Consider the following 20,706-nt stretch of genomic DNA (forward strand, 5'->3'; position numbering starts at 1 on the left):
ATAAGTGCGAGAGTAAAGCAACATACTTTTTCTCTTACACTTATATGGTACTAAATAACCGCCCAGTCCTAGGAAAACGAGCGGTTATTTTTAACTAATATTTTCTAAAGGCAACCGTCTATCGGTAGCACTTTTTCTATGTTTATTATACTATATCCAACAGCTAAAGACCAATAGTTTATAGCTTTGAAATTCGTTACATAACAAGCATACTATTTCTCCGGAACCGTGTGCGGAGGTTCGATTCATCTCAGACGCTCCAAAGAGAAATGCTTTTTAAAAATTATAACCGCCCGCATCTCCACTTCACCTGAGATACGGGCGGTCAATGTTATTTTTGAAGATTAATTACAGCAGCTCTGCCTTTTTATCCAGAATTGCTTTGCAGGCAGCGCAGGCCGGGCAATCGCAATATGCAGCACCGGCAGCCTTGATTTCCTTAGCATGTGCCAGAATACTTTTAGCCAGTTCAGCGCCAAAAACGCCAACGCCTGCTTCGGAACCGGCAAAAGCAATCAGCCCGTCTATCGGCATGATATCTGCTTCCAGCTCTGCAATATAAGCCTTGGTTACTTCTGCTTCTTCCGCAGTACCAACAGCTGCCAGCCATTTTTCAGCAGCAGCCTTTGCTTCAGCGCTGCAGCTATGAGCAGCAATTAAAGCTGCAGTTTTTTCTTTAACAAAATCTAACATTTCTTGTTTCATAATCTGTTAACCTCCTCGTGATGCGTTGCGCATCATCTGTACATATCATAGTACCAAATTGCAGTCCTGTAAAGTACGCACTTTCACGTGCGCTAGTTACCACAAGGTTACTATTGTAGTATCATGTGTCTGGTCAGTCTTTGGAAAACAACTAAAAAATTACTTTAACACTGCATACAGCCGAGAATATTCTACTAATACACCAAACTTATAAAATTACCAGGCAGCCACAGTTCCGTCAGCACGCGGCTCCGTTGCTCCCGCCAGTACGCCGTCAGGGCAGCGCCAAATAATTTCGCCCCTGCCAAAGCTGGTGTAATCGCTCATTACACGCACCTCATGCCCCAACTTGCGCAGCTCTTCCACTACCTCCGGCGCAAAGCGGTCCTCCAGCCACACCTCGCGCCCATCAATCCACTGCCAGCGCGGTGCGTCCAGCGCAGCCTGCGGATTCAGCAGGAAATCAATCGTGTTCATCAGCACCTGAACATGACCTTGCGGCTGCATATAGGCACCCATAACACCAAACGGACCGACTGCTTCGCCGTCCTTAGTTAAAAAGCCGGGGATAATTGTATGATACGGCTTTTTGCGCGGCAGCAGAAAATCATCCGAAGATTCGTCTAAGCTAAAGCCTGCGCCTCTGTCATTAAAGTTGATGCCATAACCCGGTAGCACAACGCCACTTCCAAAGTCTTTGTAGTTGCTCTGGATAAATGAAACCATATTGCCCTCGCCGTCAGCAGTACACAGATACACAGTACCGCCGCAGAAAGGTTTGCCTGCTTCCGGCAGCAAGGCCTGCTCGCCAATCAGCGCACGGCGTTTGGCTGCATATTCCTCGCTCAGCATCGCCTCTACCTTAGTGCGCATATAGCGCGGGTCGGCAATATACTGCATGCCATCGGCAAAAGCCAGCTTCATAGCTTCTATCTGCTTATGCAGTGTTGCTACGCTGTCACGTCCGTCGAATTCAAAGCCCTTCAATATATTCAAAGCCATCAGCGCTGTAATACCATGACCGTTTGGCGGCATTTCCCACACATCATAACCACGATAATTAATATGCACAGGTTCAACAAATTCCGCACGATAATCAGCCAAATCCGCCAAAGTCAGGCAACCGCCGGTCTTTTCGCTGAAGTCGACAATTTTTTCGGCAAGCTCACCGCGATAATAGCTTTCACAGTAGCTTTCCGCCAACAGGCGCAGTGTTTTGGCATGGTCAGCCAAACGCACTAATTCACCTGTACGAGGTGCCACACCTTTAGGTGCAAAGGTTGCAAACCATGGCGCAATCGCAGGATTATCCTTATACGGCGCCAGCGCCTCGATGCCCTCCTGCCAAAAGCGTGCTACTATCGGTGAAACAGGATAGCCGTTTTCCGCATAATCAATAGCAGGGGCAAATAATTGCGCAAAGGGCAGACGGCCGAAACGCTTGTGCAGCTCAGCCCAGGCTGAAGGTGCTCCCGGAACAGTCACAGCCTGCCAGCCTCTGAACGGCATTTTCTCTGTATGTCCTGCAGCGCGCACTGCCTCCGCCGTCAGGTTCTGCGGTGCATAACCGCTGCCGTTAATACCATAAAGCTTATCCTTTACCCAAACAATCGCAAAGCAGTCACTGCCAAGACCGTTATTCGTAGGCTCCACTACGGTCTGACAAATTGCTGTCGCGATGGCTGCATCAATAGCGTTACCACCCTGCTGCAAAATCTGCAGGCCCGCCTGCGAGGCCAATGGCTGCGAGGTGCAGACCATACCGCGTCTGCCATAAACTACGCGACGGCGTGAGGCATAGGGATATTGTTGTCCGTCGAATTGCATTTGCATAATTATCACTCCATAAATGATGATTAGTTGAAAAAAGCACACCTTTACAGATGTGCTTTTAATAAAAATCAAGTAATTATAAAATCTTGGACAGGAAGTTTTTGGTGCGTTCTTCTTTCGGATTGCCAAAAATCTCCTCAGGAGTTCCCTCTTCCAAAATCTTGCCACCGTCTACGAAGCATACACGGTCGCCAACCTCACGGGCAAAGCCCATTTCGTGAGTAACAACAGCCATGGTCATGCCTTCGTTAGCCAGCTGCTTCATAACATCCAGAACCTCGTTAACCATTTCCGGGTCAAGAGCACTGGTAGGCTCGTCAAACAGCAAAGCCTTCGGCTTCATGCACAGGGCACGCGCAATTGCAACACGCTGCTGTTGACCACCACTGAGCTGATCAGGATAATTGTTGGCTTTGTCTTCCATGCCAACCTTTTTCAGGTACATATGCGCAGTCTTTTCTGCTTCATCCTTAGAAACGCCGCGTACCTTCATCGGTGCCAGCATCAGATTCTGCATAACAGTCATATGCGGGAACAGATTAAAGCGTTGGAATACCATGCCGACTTCCTTACGGATTTCGTTGATATTAGCCTCACCGTTCAGAGGAATACCGTCGATAACAATGCTGCCGCCAGTAGGCTCCTCCAAAAAGTTGATGCAGCGCAGCAGAGTACTCTTACCGCTGCCGCTGGGGCCGATGATAACAACAACCTCTTTTTCCGCAATAGTCAGGTTTACACCCTTGAGTACGTGCAGATCACCAAAGCTTTTCTTCAGATCTTTGATTACAATCATTTCCTTGCTCATTTCGTGTCAAACCTCCGCTCCAGATAACCGGTAAACCTTGCAACAGCAAAGGTCATAATCAGATAGATAATAGCTACAGCCATCCAGATTTCAAAGGAAGCGTAGGTACGGGCAATAATCAGCTGGCCGCGACGAGTCAGCTCTTCGAAACCGATAACGGAAACCAGAGAGGAATCCTTCAGCATCGCAATAAATTCATTGCCCAAAGGCGGAATGATGCGCTTGAAGGCCTGCGGCATGATGATATAGCGCATAGTCTGCGCCCAGGTCATACCGAGGCTGCGGCCTGCTTCCATCTGGCCCTTGTCGATAGACTGAATGCCTGCACGGAAGATTTCGGCAACATACGCACCGCTGTTGATGGAGCAGGCGGAAATTGCTGCCACAAACGGATCAACACGGCTGCCGATAATATTAGGCAACGCAAAATACACGAGGAAGATTTGTACCAACAGCGGGGTGCCGCGGATAAAATCGACATAAACATTGGCAAAATAACGCAACGGCTTAATGCTGCACAAGCGCGCAATACCGATCATGCAGCCAATCAGCAGACCGAAGGTAACGCTCATCGCCGTAATCTCTACGGTAATAGCGGCACCGGCCAGCAAAAGCGGAAACGAATTTGCCATAAGCTCAAAATTCATATTCTCCCAATCCCTTCTAAATTCTTAGTTGCAGGCTGGAGAGAACCACTGCTTATTTTTTCTCTCCAAACCATTTAGTATAAAGCTTATCATATTCGCCGCTCTTTTTCAATTCAGCTAAAGCTTTATTTAAATCGCCGGCCAGCTTGCTGCCTTTTTTAACAGCAATGCCGTAAGGCTCAGCTTCCATTCTTTCACCAACAGTTTTAGCAAAGTCCTTGCCTGCTTTGGTCATATAGTATTCAATAACCGGTGCATCACCGATTACAGCATCAGCGCCGCCGTTTTTCAGCTCCAGAGAAGCCTCGTCCTGAGTATTGAATGCCTTTACTTTAGCGCCTTCAACAGTTCTGGATTTGTTTTCACCGGTAGTACCGATTTGGCAGGCAATAGTTTTGCCCTTCAAATCATCGATGGATTTTACATTGCTGTCTTTACGTACCATAATCATCAGACCGGAGGTGTAATAGGATTCGGTAAAATCAACAACCTTTTTACGTTCGTCGGTAATGGTCATACCGGCAATAGCAACATCAATATTGTTGGAATTCAGCGCCGGAATCAGAGCATCAAAGCCCATGCTTACCATTTCAACCTTGTAGCCCATTTGCTTGCCAAGAGCTTCAATCAGTTCAATATCAAAGCCGGTCAGATCCTTGCTGCCTTCTTTAGGAAATTCAAACGGTGCGAATACAGGCTCAGTGCCGACACGCAAAACCTTAGCGCTGTCAGACGCCTTTTTTTCCTCCCCGCCGCAGCCGGTCAGCAGCATGCTACAGGCCATAATAGCCATCATTAAAAATACTAATACCTTTTTCATTTGTTGGTCCCCCTCATTTTTTCTTTTCTAATTTTTTAATATCAAACGGAGCACGTCCGGCAATTAAACCCTGTCGTGCTCCGTAGTGAACAAAATATTATTTCTTTACTTCACCAAACCAGGTTTTGTAAATCTTGTCATATTCACCATTTTTCTTCAACTCAGCCAAAGCCTTGTTGATTTCGCCCGCAAGCTTATCATTACCTTTTTTAACAGCCAGACCGTATTGCTCTGCTTCCATAATATCGCCAACAGTCTTCATGCTGGTGTTACCACCCTGTGCCAGGTAATAACCAACTACAGGACTATCATTGATAATCGCATCAACGCCTTTGTTTTTCAGTTCCATAACAGCTTCATCATTAGTGTTGAAAGCAGTTACTTTAGCGTTAGCAACGTTTCTGGCATTCTTTTCACCGGTAGTACCGATTTGGCAGGCAATACGTTTGCCTTCCAGATCTTTAACGCTCTTAACTTCGTTGTTGTCCTTATTTACCATAACGATCAGGCCGGAAGTATAATAAGGTTCAGAGAAAGTAACAGCCTTTTGACGTTCTTCATTAATGCTCATGCCTGCAGCAACAACATCAATGTTACCGGAGTTCAGTGCCGGAATCAAAGCATCAAAGCCCATGCTGACAATTTCAACCTTGTAGCCCATTTGCTTGCCGATAGCACGTGCCAGATCCATATCAAAGCCATCATAGCTTTTGCTACCCTCTTTTTGAAATTCAAAAGGTGCAAAGGTAGGCTCTGTGCCTACACGCAGTACCTTTTCCGGTTCAGCAGCTTTTTTATCGCCACCGCCGCAGCCGGCAATCATCATAGAAGCAGCAGCCAAAACTGCCATAACTAAAAACAAAATCTTCTTCATCATCAATTTCCCCTTTCGATATTGTAAGCCATTTTTGAGATACGTACATTATATACCTAAATTCCCGCAAGGTAAAGTATTTTTATGAAAAAAACAGTATAAAAATAAAAATTTGCCGCATTTTTTTTCATTTTGCGGCAAACTGTAATTTAGGTAACAAAAAAAAGACATTACTATCACCATTACGTAGAGTGAATCATGGTCAATAAAGAAATGCTATTGGGGCAAATCATTCTCATACCATCTGACTTCTTAATTTAGCAAATCTAATAAATTCTCGACGTTATTTACATTAACAACACTTTTTAAAAATAGTTCTGCAGAAAAAAACTTAATTTCTCCCAAAGCTGATTCAACACTGTCTTTCTCGCCAGTATAAATAACGTAACGTCCTTTTATTTTACCAAAGCTCTCCTCAATATAATTATTGAAATCTTCGTTTACTAAATTTTTAACCTGATTATCAGCTTTATTTTGTGAATACCCTACTTCAAACAAATATGTATCCTTGGACTGCTTATCAACTATAGCCAGGTTAACCTCTTTACCATCAGAATTCCTACTAATTTTCGTCACATAATAATTTTCATGAAGCGCCTTATAGGTATCATAGATAAGATGGTTTGCTAAAATAGCACCTTTAATTTCACGCTCTGCTTTTTCTATGAATTTTTCCTTATTCTCTAAGCCGCACACTTCTAAATTTTTCCAATGCTCATCACTAATAAGTAATTTAAGTAAATCTGTAGCATGACAATAAACTATACCAGCCTGACTTATAATCTGCATATTCCTTTCCCGAACAGGATTCTCCCCTTTTACCGAAAGATATGTTGGAATAGTCAATACCAAATCCAAATCCTCAAGAAATTTTTTTATAACATCTTCGTCTTCTTGCATCATATTGACTTTTATTTTGTTTTTATTCAAGACAGCTAAAGATTTTTCTATCTGCTCGTCAAGCATATGCCTGCTATAAAGGAAACTACGAGTATTATTAATGCCAAGATGTAAAGGCTGTGATTCAAAAGCGCCGTTATTTCTAGTAATTGCAGAAACAAGAAAATCCTGATGCATCTGCTTAACACATCTATGAATAGTCGAGACAAGCTCTTCTTCTGAATATAACAAAGTAAGTGCTTGAGGATCCATATGTTCGTTTCCACAAACCGAACGAATTATATTTTTCACTATAGCCTTACCAGTATATTCTCTTGTAGCATCTCTGTCCTTATAAGGTGATTCATCTTTTAATGTTCCACCAAATTGAATATAATCATCAAGACCTTTGCCTAATAATCTATTATACTCCGCAAAAGAAACATAAGAAGTGTGAATTAATTTCATCCTGTCCATCAAACAATCTTGCGTAGCCAATATAAAACTAAGAGAATCCGTACCCGTAACAATAATATTCAAGCCCTGATTAGCATAATAATTAGACAAAACATTACCCTGACCAACAAAATCTTTAATAAAAGTTATCTCATCTATAAAAATATACTTATAATTTTCTTTAATCGCCTGATCTAATAATCCATACAATTCCTTGATTTCTGGTCTATGAACGACATTATTATCACGATCTTGAATAATATTTGCATATTCATCAGAACAACTAAGATATAAACACTTATGACCTTTTGCGTGCAGTTCCTTCGCTATCTGATTAAGAAGTACCGTTTTCCCGGTAGAAAGCAAACCACCTATAGTACAAATCTGTCCCTTAGTGCCCTTATGGCTATTCACGAAATTCTCTATTTCAGAATAGCAATTACGTTTATCTTGATAAACATCAAGCTTATCGATATCTACAATTCTAATCTGCTTAAATTTTTCATCCATAAAAATCACCTCGTATAGACTACAAATTTAACACACTAACAATAACAATCTACCTATTACCATGCTAACTAATTACAGTATAAAGCATTACTTTAATATCAGACAAGGAGTAAATAGCCATATTAAGATCAACAGGAGAGAATTTTCTTCAAAATCCTCTCCTGCTTCATAATCCCCATATGTAAAACAATTCCCAATTTACTTCATCTTGTTTTCTTGCACAAAAAACAACTCAGCTGACCTGGTTTTCGCCCCCACACTCGCCTGCTGGAAGGTTCGCTCCTAAGCATTCCGCTCCCCACTACTACCTCTCTCGCCCATAATTTTTTTGCGGCAGGACTTACTTCTAAGCTGCACCGTGCTCACAGCAAAATTTTGCTGCTTACGTGGATCGTTTCGCCTGCAACTGGCATCGACTTGCAACCACAGACCTGAGTTGTCCTATCTATTATAATGGGAAAAAATTTTTTTTGCAAGTCAATAGCTCTGCATACTTTTATCTTTTGTCAAAAAGTGCTATACTATTTGTACTCGATATTGAACGGATAAAAAGGAAATACGCTTTATGATTGCTATACCACAATGTCTGGACTTTGCAGATGCTCGCCTGACGAAGGATATCTGCGAGTTCTATTTAAGAATGCTGGAAATTAAAAATAGTGAAATTTATCTGCACAGCCAGCAGGTTGCCAATTATTCTGCCAGCACTGCCGCTAAGCTTGGTCTGCCTGCCAGCGAGGTTTCGCAGATAAAAACAGCAGCACTGCTGCACGATATCGGTCAGCTTTCCGTACCCAATATTATTTTGGCTAAGCTGCCGTTTCTTTCTACGCGCGAACAGTCTATTTATAAACGTCACTGCATCGCAGGCGCCAGCATGTTGGAGAACATTCCCGGCTTTGATACCATCAGCGATATCATTCGCGCCCACCACGAAAAATGGGATGGCACCGGTTATCCCAAACGCCTTAAGGGCCAAAATATTCCTATCGGTGCACGCATAGTTGCTGTTGCCAACTATTATGACCGCAACCTTAACCCCTGCACCCAGCATTGGCAAAAAACTCACGCCGACGCTATCATCGAGCTACAGAACAAGGCAGGCCTCGATTTTGATCCGGCAATAGTTAAAGCCTTTATTGAATCAGTTATCCCACAATCATTACGCACACAACTAAAATAGCATTGTCAGTCCTGCAAAGACCGACAATGCTATTTTCTTTTACAAAGCTTCCCTGCATCTTTATGCCGGGAAGCTTTGCTGTTTATTGTTTTGTATATTACTAAATGCTTAAGCCTTCGCCATCATCCCATTGTACAATCCCATCTGCCTGCAGCGATTCCTGCACCAGGATTACACGTTGGTTTTCGCTGCCGCGAAAACGCAGATTAGGATTTTTCAGCTCCAGCTTAAATTCTCCGTCTACCAGTACGTCAATGTAGGACAACATTTCCTCAGTGATTTCCCAAGGACCGAGATTACCGGTCAGCATATCCTTTTCGAAATTATAACCGCTGTAGCACCAGATATCCTTCTTGGGAAAGCGTTCCCTTACCTTACGTAAAAACGGCAAAAGTGCTGCCTGATTAGCAGGCTCAAAGGGTTCGCCGCCCAAAAGCGACAGGCCACGGATGTGCTCGTTCTCCAACAGCTCCAGCAAACGCTCTTGCGTTGCTTCCGTAAAAGGCTGGCCGTAATTAAAATTCCAGGATTCCGGGTTAAAGCAGCCCTTGCAATGATGCGTACAGCCGCTGACAAACAGCGATACACGCAAGCCCGGTCCGTTAGCAATATCCAGATTTTTTATTTCTGCGTAATTCATACGCCCTCACCTCGCAAATTACAGATGCATTACTCTGGCTTTGATTTCCTTGGTCTTGCCTACATTCCAGAAGTTCTCTCCCAGATAACCACAGGTACGGCGGATAACCGTCATCTTGGAGTGATCCTTGTTGTGGCATGCGGGGCATTCCCACTCATTATCATCATTAATGGTAATTTCACCATCAAAGCCGCAAACATGGCAGTAATCGGATTTGGTATTAAACTCCGCATACTGGATGTTATCATAAATGAATTTGACAACCTCTTCCAATGCTTCGGTGTTGTGACGCATATTAGGAATTTCTACATAAGAAATCGCACCGCCGGAGGAAATATTCTGGAACTGGCTTTCAAATTTAAATTTGCTAAAAGCATCAATCTTCTCGCGTACATCAACATGATAGGAGTTAGTATAGTAGCCCTTATCGGTAACATCCTCAATCGTGCCGAAACGTTCCTTGTCGATACGTGCGAAGCGGTAGCAAAGGCTTTCTGCCGGTGTACCGTACAGACCGAAGCCCAGACCTGTCTGTGCCTTCCATTTATCGCAGGCACCGCGCAGACGGTTCATAACGCGCAGGGCAAAATCCTCGCCTGCAGGATCGGTATGGCTTACGCCCTTCATCAGCTTGGTCAGCTCATAAAGGCCGATATAGCCGAGAGAAATGGTAGAATAACCGTTTTCCAGATACTTGTCTATAGTTTCGCCCTTACCCAGACGGGCAATAGCACCGTACTGCCAATGTACAGGGCTGACATCGCTCTTAATGCCCTTCAGCGCATTGTGACGGCACATTAGCGCTTCAAAGCACAGCTCCAGACGCTCATCCAGCAGTTTCCAGAACTTCTGCTCATCGCCTTTGGCAACAATGCCAATCTGCGGCAGGTTCAGAGAAACTACGCCCTGATTGAAGCGACCTTCGAATTTATAGTTACCGTTTTCATCCTTCCAGGGAGACAGGAAGCTGCGGCAGCCCATCGGGGAGAATACATTGCCTTCGTAGTTTTCACGCATCTTCTTGGCGCTGATGTAATCGGGATACATACGCTTAGCGCTACATTTTACTGCCAGACGTGTAATGTAATCGTACTTGCCGCCCTTCAGGCAGTTATGCTCATCCAGAACATAAACCAGCTTCGGGAAGGCCGGGGTTACATAAACGCCCTTGTCATTTTTAATGCCCTGCAGACGCTGACGCAGAATTTCTTCCACAATCATAGCGTTTTCCTTCAGATACGGATCATCCTTCTGCAGATTCAAAAACAGGGTAACAAACGGAGATTGACCATTAGTGGTCATCAAGGTATTGATCTGATACTGAATGGTCTGTACGCCGCCCTTCAGCTCGTAGCGCAGGCGCTCATTTGTCAGACGCTCCAGAGTTTCGTCATCAATGTTGCCTCCGGAGGTTTCCTTGATGCTCTTTTTAAACTTTTCGTAGCTCTTACGCAGATATTTGCCAAGATGACGGATATCAACAGACTGACCGCCGTACTGGCTGGAAGCAACAGAAGCAATAATCTGTGTCATAACAGTGCAGGCAACCTGGAAGCTTTTGGGGCTTTCGATCATTTTGCCGTTCATAACAGTGCCGTTATCCAGCATATCGCCGATATTAATCAGGCAGCAGTTGAAAATAGGCTGAATAAAATAATCAGCATCATGGAAATGCAGCACGCCTTCTTCATGCGCTTTGGAAATCTTGGCCGGCAGCATGATACGCTTCGTCAGGTCCTTGGAAACCTCACCTGCAATCAGGTCACGCTGAGTAGCAGCCATCGTTGCATTTTTATTACTGTTCTCTTCCATTACGTCCTTATTGCTGTTGCGGATTAAGGACAGAATAGAATCATCGGTAGTGTTAGCCTTACGCACCAAAGCACGTTTATAACGGTAAATAATATACTGCTTTGCCAATTCAAACTTACCGGCATCCATCAGGCTATGCTCTACCATATCCTGAATGTCTTCTACAAGCAGGCGCATACGGTTACGAGATTGTACGCTATCCGCAATTTCCTGGATTTTATCCTCCTCAATACGAAATTCCGGTTCCACGGCAGCATTAGCTTTTTGAATAGCAACAACAATTTTAGCGGCATCAAAGTCTACTGTCTTACCATCGCGCTTAATTACTTTCATAACCTTTCAGCATCCTTTCTTGTAAAAATCAAAGCTATAAATTCAATTCTTCGTATAAGAACAAAATCCCATAAGTTATTCTTAAAATACTCCTATACGTTATTCAAGGCTCTGACCGTAACGGTCAAAGCCTTGTCCTCTTCATAAAAAACAGCTACGGTTAAGCGTAGCATTTTCGGTAGCTTTATTCTACCACAATATATCGTGGGTGTCAAAGATAAATTCATCAATATGTTGATATTTTTTTGCTTGTAGACGATTTTTTTGCCAACTTTGCACTTAGCTTTATTTTTGTCTTTTTCCGCCAATTGCTTTACAAAAAAGTCCCGCGCGAGAGAATGTTCTGCAAAAAAATAGTCCAAATTATTACGCTCAACAGCGATTTTTCAAGCTGTTACCTTTGTACACGCATCACAAAATATGGTATAATATTTTTTATCTTATTGTTTTGTTATAGGGGTGTTGTTTATGCAAAAATCAACAGAAAATAATCACAGTACACGCGGCGTTTTTATGCTCACCTTGTGTGCCTTCATTTGGGGCACTGCCTTCATTGCACAAAGCGTTGGTGGCGATTACGCTGAGCCTTTGACCTTTAACTGTGCACGCAGTATTCTGGCTACTGTCTTTTTATTTGGCTGCTGCCTATTGTTCGACAAAAAAGCTGGTAAACGCTTTACTATTTTAGGCAGTGATGATCCTATCTATAAAGACCGTTTAATCAAAGGCGGTATTACCTGCGGCTTTTTCCTCTCACTCGCCTGTTTTTTTCAGCAGCTTGGCATTATGTACACTACTGTCGGTAAAAGCGGCTTTATTACAGCACTCTACATTATCCTTGTGCCAGTATTGAGCTATATCTTCTACCGTCGCTCTGTTTCCCTGCTGCAAGGCATCAGTGTTGCTGTAGCTGCCGTAGGTATGTACTTCATCTGCATCAACGAAGGCTTTTCTATCAACAAAGGGGACTTATATACCCTTATCTGCGCCTTCTGCTTCGCTGCGCAGATTATTGCTATAGAAAATATCATCAAAAACCTTGATGGTGTACGCCTGTCGCTTATCCAATTCATGACCTGCTCTGTAATCAATGGTGTGCTGATGTTTATTTTTGAAACCCCTTCTCTGAGTAATATCGTTGCAGGCTGGGCACCTATCGCCTATGCTGGTATTATGTCCAGCGGCGTAGCCTACACACTGCAGATTGTAGGTCAGAAGCATGTCAGCTCCCTGGTTGCCTGCATGCTGATGAGTCTGGAATCAGCCTTCGCACTGGTAAGCGGCTGGCTTATTTTGGGGCAAGCTATGAGCAGCCGTGAAATCTTTGGCTGTGCTCTGGTATTTGCAGCTATTACCCTGGCGCAGCTGCCGGAGGAAATACTGGGATTAAAGAAGCGCTAAGCCTTACACTTAAAATAAATTGACAAAGAAAATATTATTTCCTATAATAAGCAAAGAACGAGAGATTTCTGATAGCCGTATTTCAGTCCTCTCCAGATTTGTTTTGAGAGAGACTGCCTACGACACTAGGCAGTCTTTTTTGTTATTATTCTATCGCATTTAGTCAATGCTAATTTATTACTCGCAAGGAGCTGATATTATGGATCATTTTCAGATTCACGCACCTACACAGATAATCTTCGGTAAAAATACCGAAAATGAAGCAGGTAAATGGTGTAAATATTACGGTGCCCACAAGGTACTCGTACACTTCGGCGGTCACAGCGCCAAGAAAAGCGGACTGCTGGACCGCGTCTGCGCCAGCCTGCAGGACGCAGGGCTGGAATACGTACTGTTGGGAGGTGTTGTGCCTAATCCGCAGCTTTCCATGGTTAAGAAGGGCGTAGAGCTTTGCCGTGAGGAAAACGTTGATTTTATTCTCGCAGTCGGCGGCGGCAGTGTTATCGACAGCGCCAAGGGCATTGGCTACGGCCTGGCTAACCCCGGAGATGTGTGGGATTATTATGCTAAGAAAAAAGAGATTACCGCCTGCGCTCCGCTCGGCGCTGTGCTGACTATTGCGGCAGCAGGCAGCGAAATGAGCAACTGCAGCGTTATCACCAACGAAGACGGTATGCTCAAGCGTGGCCTTTCTACCGATTACGGCTACTGTAAATTCGCTATTATGAACCCTGAGCTTACCTATACGCTGCCTGCCTACCAGACAGCCAGCGGCTGCACTGATATCATGGTGCACACCCTGGAGCGTTATTTTACCGCTCCTGCCACACATCAGCTGGCACTAATCGACGGCATCGCCGAAACATTGCTGCGCAATGTTATGCGCTATGCTAAAATTTCACTCAAGGAGCCGGATAATTACGACGCCCGCGCCGAAATCATGTGGAGCGGTACCCTATCACACAACGAAACCACCGGTGACCGCACCTTCGGCGACTGGTCCTGCCACCAGCTGGAGCACGAGCTGAGCAGCATGTTCGGCGTTGCTCACGGTGCAGGCCTGGCAGCAGTATGGGGCAGTTGGGCACGCTACGTTTATAAAGAAAACATCGGCCGCTTTGCCCAGCTGGCAGCTAACGTTTTCCATATTCCCTACAACTTCCGCAATCCCGAAGCTACAGCTTTGGAAGGTATCGCTGCAATGGAAAGCTTCTTCCGTCATATCGGTATGCCTACCAGCATTCACGAACTGACAGGCAAGGACCTTACAGAAGAGGAAATCAAAGAGCTGGCATATAAATGTAGCTTCATGAATACGCGCACCATCGGCCAGTTTAAGGTGCTGACTATTGAAGATATGGAAAATATCTACCGCGCGGCAAAATAATCTGTTACTAAAACCAAAATGCTTCCCTTTGCGGGGAAGCATTTTTTCATCTAGTGCCGGAAATACAAAAAACTCCGTAACTCAAGGGTTACGGAGTAATTTTTATGAAGATTACATTGCTGCTTCTTCAACAGGATATACACTGATTTGGCGTTTGTCGCGGCCTTTGCGTTCAAATTTAACGCGACCTTCAACCTTAGCATAAATAGTGTAGTCCTTGCCCATGCCAACATTGTTGCCCGGATGGAATTTAGTACCACGTTGACGAACGATGATGCTGCCAGCGGTTACCAGCTGGGTGTCATGAGCTTTGGTACCCAGACGTTGTGCGTTAGAGTCACGACCGTTGTGGGAGCTACCAGTACCTTTTTTATGTGCATGTAATTGCAGAATAATTTCAAACATTACTTTCACCTCCTATGTTCTTGAATGCGAACATATTGCGGACACTGACGCGCTATTGATTCCACTCCATAAATCATGGTTTGCAATATAGCCTCTGTCAGGTCGGTAGGAGCACTGTTCAATGCTACCTCGAAGATTCCGTCCTTCTGATTAACGACATAGGACGGATTGAGTTTCAAATGTTTTTCCAAGCCAAGCAAGGGAGCCTGCGTCAGAGCGGAAACCGCGCTGCAGACAATGTCTGAGCCTTCTTCGCTGTAACCTGCATGACCACTGACCTTATAGCCGGTAATCATACCCTGCTTGTTCCTGAATAAATCAACACTTACCATAAAAATTATGCGTTAATAGCGGTGATTTCAACAGTAGTGAACGGTTGACGATGACCTTGACGTTTACGGTAGTTGGATTTAGCTTTGTATTTGAAAACGAAAATCTTGTCTGCTTTGCCGTGTTCAACAACTTTAGCAACAACTTTTGCACCTTCAACTACGGGCTTGCCAATCTTAACATCAGCATCATTTACAACGGTCAGAACTTCTTCAAAAACTACTTCAGCGCCAACTTCTGCGTTCAGTTTTTCAACTTGCAGAGTTTCGCCTTCGCTTACGCGGTATTGTTTGCCACCAGTTTTGATAATTGCGTACATCTATTGCACCTCCCTTAATGATAGACTCGCCAAATACGGTACCCTGACGCCAGGGATTTTCAGAACCTCTCTGCGCGGTTGGGGACGGACCAAATCAGTCCATACTGGAATATTTTACCTTAATGTCTGCTATTTGTCAACACCACTGTTGTCTAAAATCATAAAACTTTCTACATGCAGGGAAGCATCTGCCTCAACCTTTAGGGAGCAGGCCAGTTCCCGTTCCCAGGCACGCAAATCCTTGCTTACAAGCCACTCTGCCAGCCAGGGATTAGCGGTAATCAAAAGATTCTTTGAGCTGCTGCGACGCTTCAGCAAAGTACGCAGACGACGCTTGATTTCCAAAGAAAGATTTTCTCTGCTTTGCACACGTCCGCTGCCGTTGCATACCGGGCAGGGAGTATATAATACACTTGATAAATTCTGACGCGATTTTTTTCTGGTAATCTCCACCAAATTCAGCACCGTGATATCCTGCACCTTAGGATGCATTTTGTCTCCCTTCAGCGCCTGCTGCAGAGAGTTCATAATCTCTCTTTTGTGATTATCGGTATGCATATCAATAAAATCTACTACTATAATGCCACCTATATCACGCAAACGCAGCTGACGTGCAATCTCCAGCGCCGCCTCACGGTTAATCTGCATAATCGTTTCTTCCAGATTTTCGCGTCCGCTGAACTTGCCGCTGTTAACATCAATAACAGTCATCGCCTCAGTATGGTCAATAACCAGATAACCGCCGCTAGGCAGCGTCACCTGTCTGTCACTGATGCCGGCAACTGCTTCTCCCTGCTTGTGATATTCAAAGATATCCTCCAGCCCCTGATACAGCGTTACCCTGATATCCTGTGCCTGCGGCATCTCGGCCAGCAGCTCTTCTACACGTTTATAAATCGGCAGATTATCAATCACGATTTCCGTCAGCTCCGGACGCAGATAGTCGCGCACAATACGAATCGGCAGATCAAGCTCACGCCTCAGCAGGCAGGGAGCCTTCGCCACACGCTCACGAGCCGCCAGCACCTTCCAGTCAGCCGCCAGCTCCTGCACGTCACGCTCCAGAAGCTCACGCGCAACACCGGTTGCCGCCGTGCGCACCACAATACCCATGCCGGCAGGACGCACACCCTCGCAAATCATATTAAGGCGCTCGCGTTCCTCCTTGTCGGTAATCTTGCGCGAAATGCCCACATAATCTGCCTGCGGTAAAAGCACAACATAGCGTCCCGGCAAGGTAATTTCGCGGTTAGCGGTAGGACCTTTGGTACCGCGTGCATCCTTAGATATCTGCACTATCAGACTTTGGCCTTCTGTAACATTCTTTTTATTGCCCAGATACAGAAATGCATTTTGCTCCAGGCCGATATCAACAAAGGCAGCCTGAATGCCACGGACTACATTGCAGACCTTACCTTTAAATATGCTGCCTACAAGATGCTGCTCTTCCTTGCGCTCTACCAGATATTCCATCAATATTCCGTTTTCCAGCAACCCCATACGGGTTTCGTCTTCATTGGCGCTTATAATTATTTTAGCTATCATCGCTACTCTCCGCTCTTAAATAATCATGATATTATATTGTAGCATAAATTGCGCCTGCTGGCAAAAGCAACGGCATTTCTGTATGTTAAAAAGCCGTTAGAGCGCATATAAGCAAAAGCTCTTAGAAAAACACCTCATTCTTGTTTCTGACATCCTTGAATGCAGCAAGCATGTTATCTGTTTTTTGCTGCAATGGTGGCGGAAGAATTCTTGCCTGCTTAGGACATACATGAATGCAGGCCATGCAAAGAATACATTTTGCTGCATCCGTAACCATCTTGCCATCCTCATTTGCTATAGCATCCATCGGACAGATTTTAGCGCATGCTCCGCACGCAGTGCAGGATGGCAGCGAAAGCGGCGCTGCCGGCACCTTCATCTCCGGCTTATACGGGCGATTGCCTGGTACATGAATATTTTCTGCAGAAGTACTGTTCTTAACCTCCTCTGCAAATATGCGGATTTCCTTTTCATCCTCAGCATCCGGTCTGCCGGCGCCAACCTCCGGCACAATAGAATGCTGCGCCACAAAGGCAGCGGAAGCTATTACCGTAAAGCCGCCTTGAATCAGAATGTCATTCATCTCCAGCAGCGCATCTTCATAGGCCCTGTTACCATAAACAGCGATAGTTACAGCCTGCTTTCCCTCACCGGCAAGCATTTTTATTTTTTCACTTACAACAGAAGGAATCCGTCCGGCAAAAACAGGAGCCGCAACTGCAATCAGTTCGCCTTGCGGCTGTTCTATTGCCGTTTGCTTATCTCCCAAATCATGCCATACTGCCTCTTTGCCTACGGCAGCGGCAAAAATATCGCTCACCTTTTTCGTTCCTCCCGTGGGACTGAAATAATAAACCTCCATTTTATCTGACATTTTTCGTCCTCCTTTGCTTTGTGCATACATATAATAATTTTAAATGCAGCCTCTTCAAAAAGTTTTTCCTCTTAAGCAATAATTATGCATCACCTGATATTATTGTAAAACAAAAAGCAGAATATGGCCAGCGCATAAATATGTACAGACACAAAAATCCCTTAGCTATGAGTTTTATACCCACAGCTAAGGGATTATTTTTTACTATAATATTGTGTCAGAAATTATTCGAACTCGCTCCCATCAAACCTATTCTAAACAGGTTTGCTTATGAGATTTAGCACAGATTATTTATATTGCTTTCATTATTCAGGTAGCATGGGCTATCTGATTTTTTGTTGCCAAAACGTTGCCACGAGTGGTGGAACTTTAACGCCAAGAAGTATAGATAAGTTGTCTCTTATCAAATGCTTCTTTGCCGCCCTCCATAATGTCAACAATTTGTTTGTGTGTAGAATCCAGGTCGATATTACCTTGGGTAACATCAATTTTGGTTTCTTGAAACTCGACAACTAACACTCTTTCGGAATCACCAAGCACAGGGATATTTGCATTATGCGTAGAAAATATAAACTGCATATAAGGCTTTTTCTGCGCAATAGCGGTGATGACTTCGTCATAGATTACCTTATTATCAAGATCATCTTCCGGTTGATCAATGAAGATAATATCATTATCATCCTGTGTCACTATGAACAGTATAAGTGCTGACGCTCGTTGACCAATCGAGTGTTGTCGCAACAGTTTTCCATGATAATAAATATCTACTTTGTTTTCAACTTGTCTGCCCAACAATTCCTCATATTGATTTCGAAGCTTATCTTCCATTTTTACATATTCGCCGGAGGTAACGATGCTTTTCAGTTTACCACCATTAGAAATAATCCAATCTTCTATGATCGCCGCATAATCAGTAAAGGCATCACAAATTGCTTGATATTTAATATCTGAGACACCAGTACCCTTGAAATCATTTTTCAGTTGAGATTTAAAACCTTCTCGATCTCCTTTGAATGTGATTTTAATTCGTAGTTCGGTTTGATTCTTGTTAATACGTTCGGTTTCAGCTTTATAAGCGTTATAGGTTGCTAACAGAGCATCATTGCGCTCTCGTATTGCCTTGGTAAATGATGCTTCTATTTTTGATTTAGAGGAAGCTTCTTCGCTTAATTGCTTTAGCTTTTCTTTGATTTTTTGTAGATCAGCGGTCATCTTGACAAAACTATCAACATCCAAAGTCTCGTCCTTGATCTCCCTCTTAATTTCAGCGAATTTATCTGCTAAACTATCAGTTCGCTCCTTCAGACGGGATATGATGTTTTCCATACCACTACGTTGTTTATCAATTTCAGCAATGCAAGAACCGATTTGTGTGAGCTGAACATCTATTAGCGATAATACTCTGGAAACATCTTCAAATATGTCTTTATTAAAGTCACTGCTGTAGCCATCCAAAGCATTTGATGCAACAGCGTTCTTTGAAAACGCATTACGAATATCACGTGAAATAGCGTCTATTTTAATTTTTACCGCATCAAGTTTTGTGGTGTCAGTAGCATAACCGCTTTGCTTTTTTAGTTTGTCCGCCACACCTTTTTCTTCGAAAATAGAAAGTTTATGCTCAAGTTCGGTTTGTAATGTCGTAACTTCGGTCATTTGCTGTGGAATTTTGCTCACATCCAGCAAACGTTCTACTGTTCTGATCAATTCATTTACACAGCTATCCAAATTAGAGGGTTGACCAATTCTGCCACTAATCAATTTTTCCAACAGACCGTTTTCGTGATCTGCACTGCTGGATAGATCTTTTTGACCAAAATATTGAACCCCATCGAACAAGCTGATCGGATTTATATTTAAGTCATTGCCATTCTCATCAAGAACATTTATCCGCTCTCCAAATATTCGGCTGACAGCATATCGTTTGCCATGTTTATCTATTACATTTAACGTTGCTTTGCCGCCGGAACCAAAGACATTTTTAACGAGAGAATCTTTGTATTCTTTGTCCATTTGCGCTGTAAGACCCAAAACATATCGAACAGCTTCTAAAACAGATGATTTTCCGCTACCTCTTATGCCAATAAGTGTATTCAGCTCACGGGAAAACATTATTGTTTGCCCGTCAAATTTTCCACCTTGGAACGATATTGACTCTATAAATCCGTGTTTGCTATCAGGGATATTTTCGCTGACTCTATCTCTGTGATCTTGTAAAGCAAATTTAATTGCAGCATACGAATATTCACCAATTTTCAAATATGTGCATTTATCGCCCTTTCCTATATCTGTGATAGACTTGGGATCAGAACCTTCAACAAGAGCAGGCAAATAACCACAGCACCGTTCAAATTGGGTGAGATTATCACGTGTTCTGGATTTTTGCAAGCCAAGAACACGATTTCTAAAAGGCGTAAATCCTGCCAAAGATTCAAGCAATCCGCCTTTACATTCACTAAACAGACCGCTATTCTGATCTACATGAGCGAATAGCATAAAATAATCTCGTCCATAAGCGTTTAACTGCTCAAATACATTTTTAAGGTCATATATGCTTTTGGTATTACGGTTTTCAGGATTAGTGATTGTGGCGAATGCTGCTGTTAAAAAAGTTTGAATATGATTATTACCATTTTCAAACCATTCATCCGGATCAAACACAATTAGCGTGTGAATTCCGTTTGCCCCTTCTTTGACAGTTAATTCCACTCCCGGAAGAATAAATATATCTTGCTTTTTTGCAGCCTTACGAATAGCCTTATATTCTTCTCTGTCAAACTTGTTATGGTTTGTAATTACTCCAATATTTATATTAGCTTCTTTTAGTGCAGAAACATAATCGTTTATAAAAGAGTTTTGTTCGCCAGAATAAATAAATTCTTTGTCTTTACACGTATGCAAATGAAAATCAGCACGAACATATTGCAATCCTGTCTCGAACATAC

The 20,706-nt window shown here is 43.6% G+C and carries 18 protein-coding genes; 3 read left to right on the forward strand and 15 right to left on the reverse strand.

All coding sequences use genetic code 11. The features are described 5' to 3' along the window. Positions 1-348 precede the first annotated feature (348 nt). From RDW05_RS08675 to RDW05_RS08705, 7 genes are all read right to left on the reverse strand, one after another. Complete coding sequence (locus tag RDW05_RS08675; RefSeq protein WP_307978690.1) at positions 349-705, reverse strand: molecular chaperone Hsp90; 357 nt, start codon at positions 703-705, stop codon at positions 349-351. 216 nt (positions 706-921) lie between these two features. After that, a complete protein-coding gene (locus RDW05_RS08680; protein WP_374111028.1) occupies positions 922-2,532 on the reverse strand; it encodes a gamma-glutamyltransferase family protein in 1,611 nt (536 codons plus the stop codon). Positions 2,533-2,614: 82 nt separating this feature from the next. Then, positions 2,615-3,334 carry an amino acid ABC transporter ATP-binding protein gene (locus RDW05_RS08685; protein ID WP_044484609.1) on the reverse strand — a complete coding sequence of 240 codons (720 nt, stop codon included), beginning with the start codon at positions 3,332-3,334 and terminating at the stop codon, positions 2,615-2,617. Positions 3,335-3,342: 8 nt separating this feature from the next. After that, a complete protein-coding gene (locus tag RDW05_RS08690) occupies positions 3,343-3,993 on the reverse strand; it encodes an amino acid ABC transporter permease (protein ID WP_009146117.1) in 651 nt (216 codons plus the stop codon). A gap of 52 nt (positions 3,994-4,045) precedes the next feature. Beyond that, on the reverse strand, positions 4,046-4,813 hold the full coding sequence (locus RDW05_RS08695) for a basic amino acid ABC transporter substrate-binding protein (protein WP_307978692.1): 768 nt from the start codon (positions 4,811-4,813) through the stop codon (positions 4,046-4,048). Between the two features lie 97 nt (positions 4,814-4,910). Then, positions 4,911-5,690, reverse strand: coding sequence for a basic amino acid ABC transporter substrate-binding protein (locus RDW05_RS08700; RefSeq protein ID WP_363316422.1), 780 nt, complete (start codon positions 5,688-5,690; stop codon positions 4,911-4,913). Positions 5,691-5,939: 249 nt separating this feature from the next. Continuing rightward, positions 5,940-7,532: an AAA family ATPase gene (locus tag RDW05_RS08705; protein ID WP_307978693.1), complete on the reverse strand. Its 1,593-nt coding sequence runs from the start codon at positions 7,530-7,532 to the stop codon at positions 5,940-5,942. 565 nt (positions 7,533-8,097) lie between these two features. Here RDW05_RS08705 and RDW05_RS08710 point away from each other — a divergent pair. Further along, on the forward strand, positions 8,098-8,715 hold the full coding sequence (locus tag RDW05_RS08710) for an HD domain-containing phosphohydrolase (RefSeq protein ID WP_307978694.1): 618 nt from the start codon (positions 8,098-8,100) through the stop codon (positions 8,713-8,715). Between the two features lie 100 nt (positions 8,716-8,815). Here RDW05_RS08710 and nrdG read toward each other — a convergent pair whose 3' ends face one another. Further along, complete coding sequence (nrdG, locus tag RDW05_RS08715) at positions 8,816-9,355, reverse strand: anaerobic ribonucleoside-triphosphate reductase activating protein (protein ID WP_307978696.1); 540 nt, start codon at positions 9,353-9,355, stop codon at positions 8,816-8,818. Positions 9,356-9,373: 18 nt separating this feature from the next. Next, positions 9,374-11,500 carry an anaerobic ribonucleoside-triphosphate reductase gene (gene nrdD / locus RDW05_RS08720; RefSeq protein WP_307978698.1) on the reverse strand — a complete coding sequence of 709 codons (2,127 nt, stop codon included), beginning with the start codon at positions 11,498-11,500 and terminating at the stop codon, positions 9,374-9,376. Between the two features lie 468 nt (positions 11,501-11,968). On the opposite strand from nrdD, the gene RDW05_RS08725 reads away from it, so the two are divergent. Both RDW05_RS08725 and RDW05_RS08730 read left to right on the forward strand, forming a co-directional pair. Then, positions 11,969-12,901 carry a DMT family transporter gene (locus RDW05_RS08725; RefSeq protein ID WP_307978700.1) on the forward strand — a complete coding sequence of 311 codons (933 nt, stop codon included), beginning with the start codon at positions 11,969-11,971 and terminating at the stop codon, positions 12,899-12,901. 199 nt (positions 12,902-13,100) lie between these two features. Next, positions 13,101-14,288, forward strand: a complete 1,188-nt coding sequence (locus tag RDW05_RS08730; protein WP_307978702.1) for an iron-containing alcohol dehydrogenase — start codon at positions 13,101-13,103, stop codon at positions 14,286-14,288. Between the two features lie 111 nt (positions 14,289-14,399). Here RDW05_RS08730 and rpmA read toward each other — a convergent pair whose 3' ends face one another. The 6 genes from rpmA to RDW05_RS08760 form a co-directional block, all read right to left on the reverse strand. Next, a complete protein-coding gene (gene rpmA / locus RDW05_RS08735; RefSeq protein ID WP_021720615.1) occupies positions 14,400-14,693 on the reverse strand; it encodes a 50S ribosomal protein L27 in 294 nt (97 codons plus the stop codon). 5 nt (positions 14,694-14,698) lie between these two features. After that, complete coding sequence (locus tag RDW05_RS08740; RefSeq protein ID WP_307978703.1) at positions 14,699-15,025, reverse strand: ribosomal-processing cysteine protease Prp; 327 nt, start codon at positions 15,023-15,025, stop codon at positions 14,699-14,701. A gap of 5 nt (positions 15,026-15,030) precedes the next feature. Continuing rightward, positions 15,031-15,342, reverse strand: coding sequence for a 50S ribosomal protein L21 (gene rplU / locus RDW05_RS08745; RefSeq protein ID WP_009145437.1), 312 nt, complete (start codon positions 15,340-15,342; stop codon positions 15,031-15,033). A 129-nt stretch (positions 15,343-15,471) separates the two neighbouring features. Next, the gene (locus tag RDW05_RS08750) at positions 15,472-16,887 is read right to left on the reverse strand and encodes an Rne/Rng family ribonuclease (RefSeq protein ID WP_303680011.1); all 1,416 of its coding nucleotides are present in this window, start codon (positions 16,885-16,887) and stop codon (positions 15,472-15,474) included. 121 nt (positions 16,888-17,008) lie between these two features. Next, a complete protein-coding gene (locus RDW05_RS08755; protein ID WP_307978705.1) occupies positions 17,009-17,761 on the reverse strand; it encodes an EFR1 family ferrodoxin in 753 nt (250 codons plus the stop codon). Between the two features lie 369 nt (positions 17,762-18,130). Then, a complete protein-coding gene (locus tag RDW05_RS08760) occupies positions 18,131-20,704 on the reverse strand; it encodes a TrlF family AAA-like ATPase (RefSeq protein ID WP_307978706.1) in 2,574 nt (857 codons plus the stop codon). Between the last annotated feature and the right edge of the window lie 2 nt (positions 20,705-20,706).

This window comes from uncultured Phascolarctobacterium sp., from assembly GCF_902463975.1.
Lineage (GTDB): Bacteria > Bacillota > Negativicutes > Acidaminococcales > Acidaminococcaceae > Phascolarctobacterium_A.

What these genes read in the sequence shown, in the direction of transcription:
- RDW05_RS08725 (WP_307978700.1), top strand. Translation starts at nt 11,969, where the DNA reads ATGCAAAAATCAACAGAAAATAATCACAGTACACGCGGCGTTTTTATG.
- nrdD (WP_307978698.1), bottom strand. Translation starts at nt 11,500, where the DNA reads ATGAAAGTAATTAAGCGCGATGGTAAGACAGTAGACTTTGATGCCGCT.
- RDW05_RS08685 (WP_044484609.1), bottom strand. Translation starts at nt 3,334, where the DNA reads ATGATTGTAATCAAAGATCTGAAGAAAAGCTTTGGTGATCTGCACGTA.
- RDW05_RS08760 (WP_307978706.1), bottom strand. Translation starts at nt 20,704, where the DNA reads ATGTTCGAGACAGGATTGCAATATGTTCGTGCTGATTTTCATTTGCAT.
- RDW05_RS08705 (WP_307978693.1), bottom strand. Translation starts at nt 7,532, where the DNA reads ATGGATGAAAAATTTAAGCAGATTAGAATTGTAGATATCGATAAGCTT.
- rplU (WP_009145437.1), bottom strand. Translation starts at nt 15,342, where the DNA reads ATGTACGCAATTATCAAAACTGGTGGCAAACAATACCGCGTAAGCGAA.
- RDW05_RS08730 (WP_307978702.1), top strand. Translation starts at nt 13,101, where the DNA reads ATGGATCATTTTCAGATTCACGCACCTACACAGATAATCTTCGGTAAA.
- RDW05_RS08680 (WP_374111028.1), bottom strand. Translation starts at nt 2,532, where the DNA reads ATGCAATTCGACGGACAACAATATCCCTATGCCTCACGCCGTCGCGTA.
- RDW05_RS08690 (WP_009146117.1), bottom strand. Translation starts at nt 3,993, where the DNA reads ATGAATTTTGAGCTTATGGCAAATTCGTTTCCGCTTTTGCTGGCCGGT.
- RDW05_RS08755 (WP_307978705.1), bottom strand. Translation starts at nt 17,761, where the DNA reads ATGTCAGATAAAATGGAGGTTTATTATTTCAGTCCCACGGGAGGAACG.
- RDW05_RS08710 (WP_307978694.1), top strand. Translation starts at nt 8,098, where the DNA reads ATGATTGCTATACCACAATGTCTGGACTTTGCAGATGCTCGCCTGACG.
- RDW05_RS08700 (WP_363316422.1), bottom strand. Translation starts at nt 5,690, where the DNA reads ATGATGAAGAAGATTTTGTTTTTAGTTATGGCAGTTTTGGCTGCTGCT.
- RDW05_RS08750 (WP_303680011.1), bottom strand. Translation starts at nt 16,887, where the DNA reads ATGATAGCTAAAATAATTATAAGCGCCAATGAAGACGAAACCCGTATG.
- RDW05_RS08695 (WP_307978692.1), bottom strand. Translation starts at nt 4,813, where the DNA reads ATGAAAAAGGTATTAGTATTTTTAATGATGGCTATTATGGCCTGTAGC.
- RDW05_RS08740 (WP_307978703.1), bottom strand. Translation starts at nt 15,025, where the DNA reads ATGGTAAGTGTTGATTTATTCAGGAACAAGCAGGGTATGATTACCGGC.
- rpmA (WP_021720615.1), bottom strand. Translation starts at nt 14,693, where the DNA reads ATGTTTGAAATTATTCTGCAATTACATGCACATAAAAAAGGTACTGGT.
- RDW05_RS08675 (WP_307978690.1), bottom strand. Translation starts at nt 705, where the DNA reads ATGAAACAAGAAATGTTAGATTTTGTTAAAGAAAAAACTGCAGCTTTA.
- nrdG (WP_307978696.1), bottom strand. Translation starts at nt 9,355, where the DNA reads ATGAATTACGCAGAAATAAAAAATCTGGATATTGCTAACGGACCGGGC.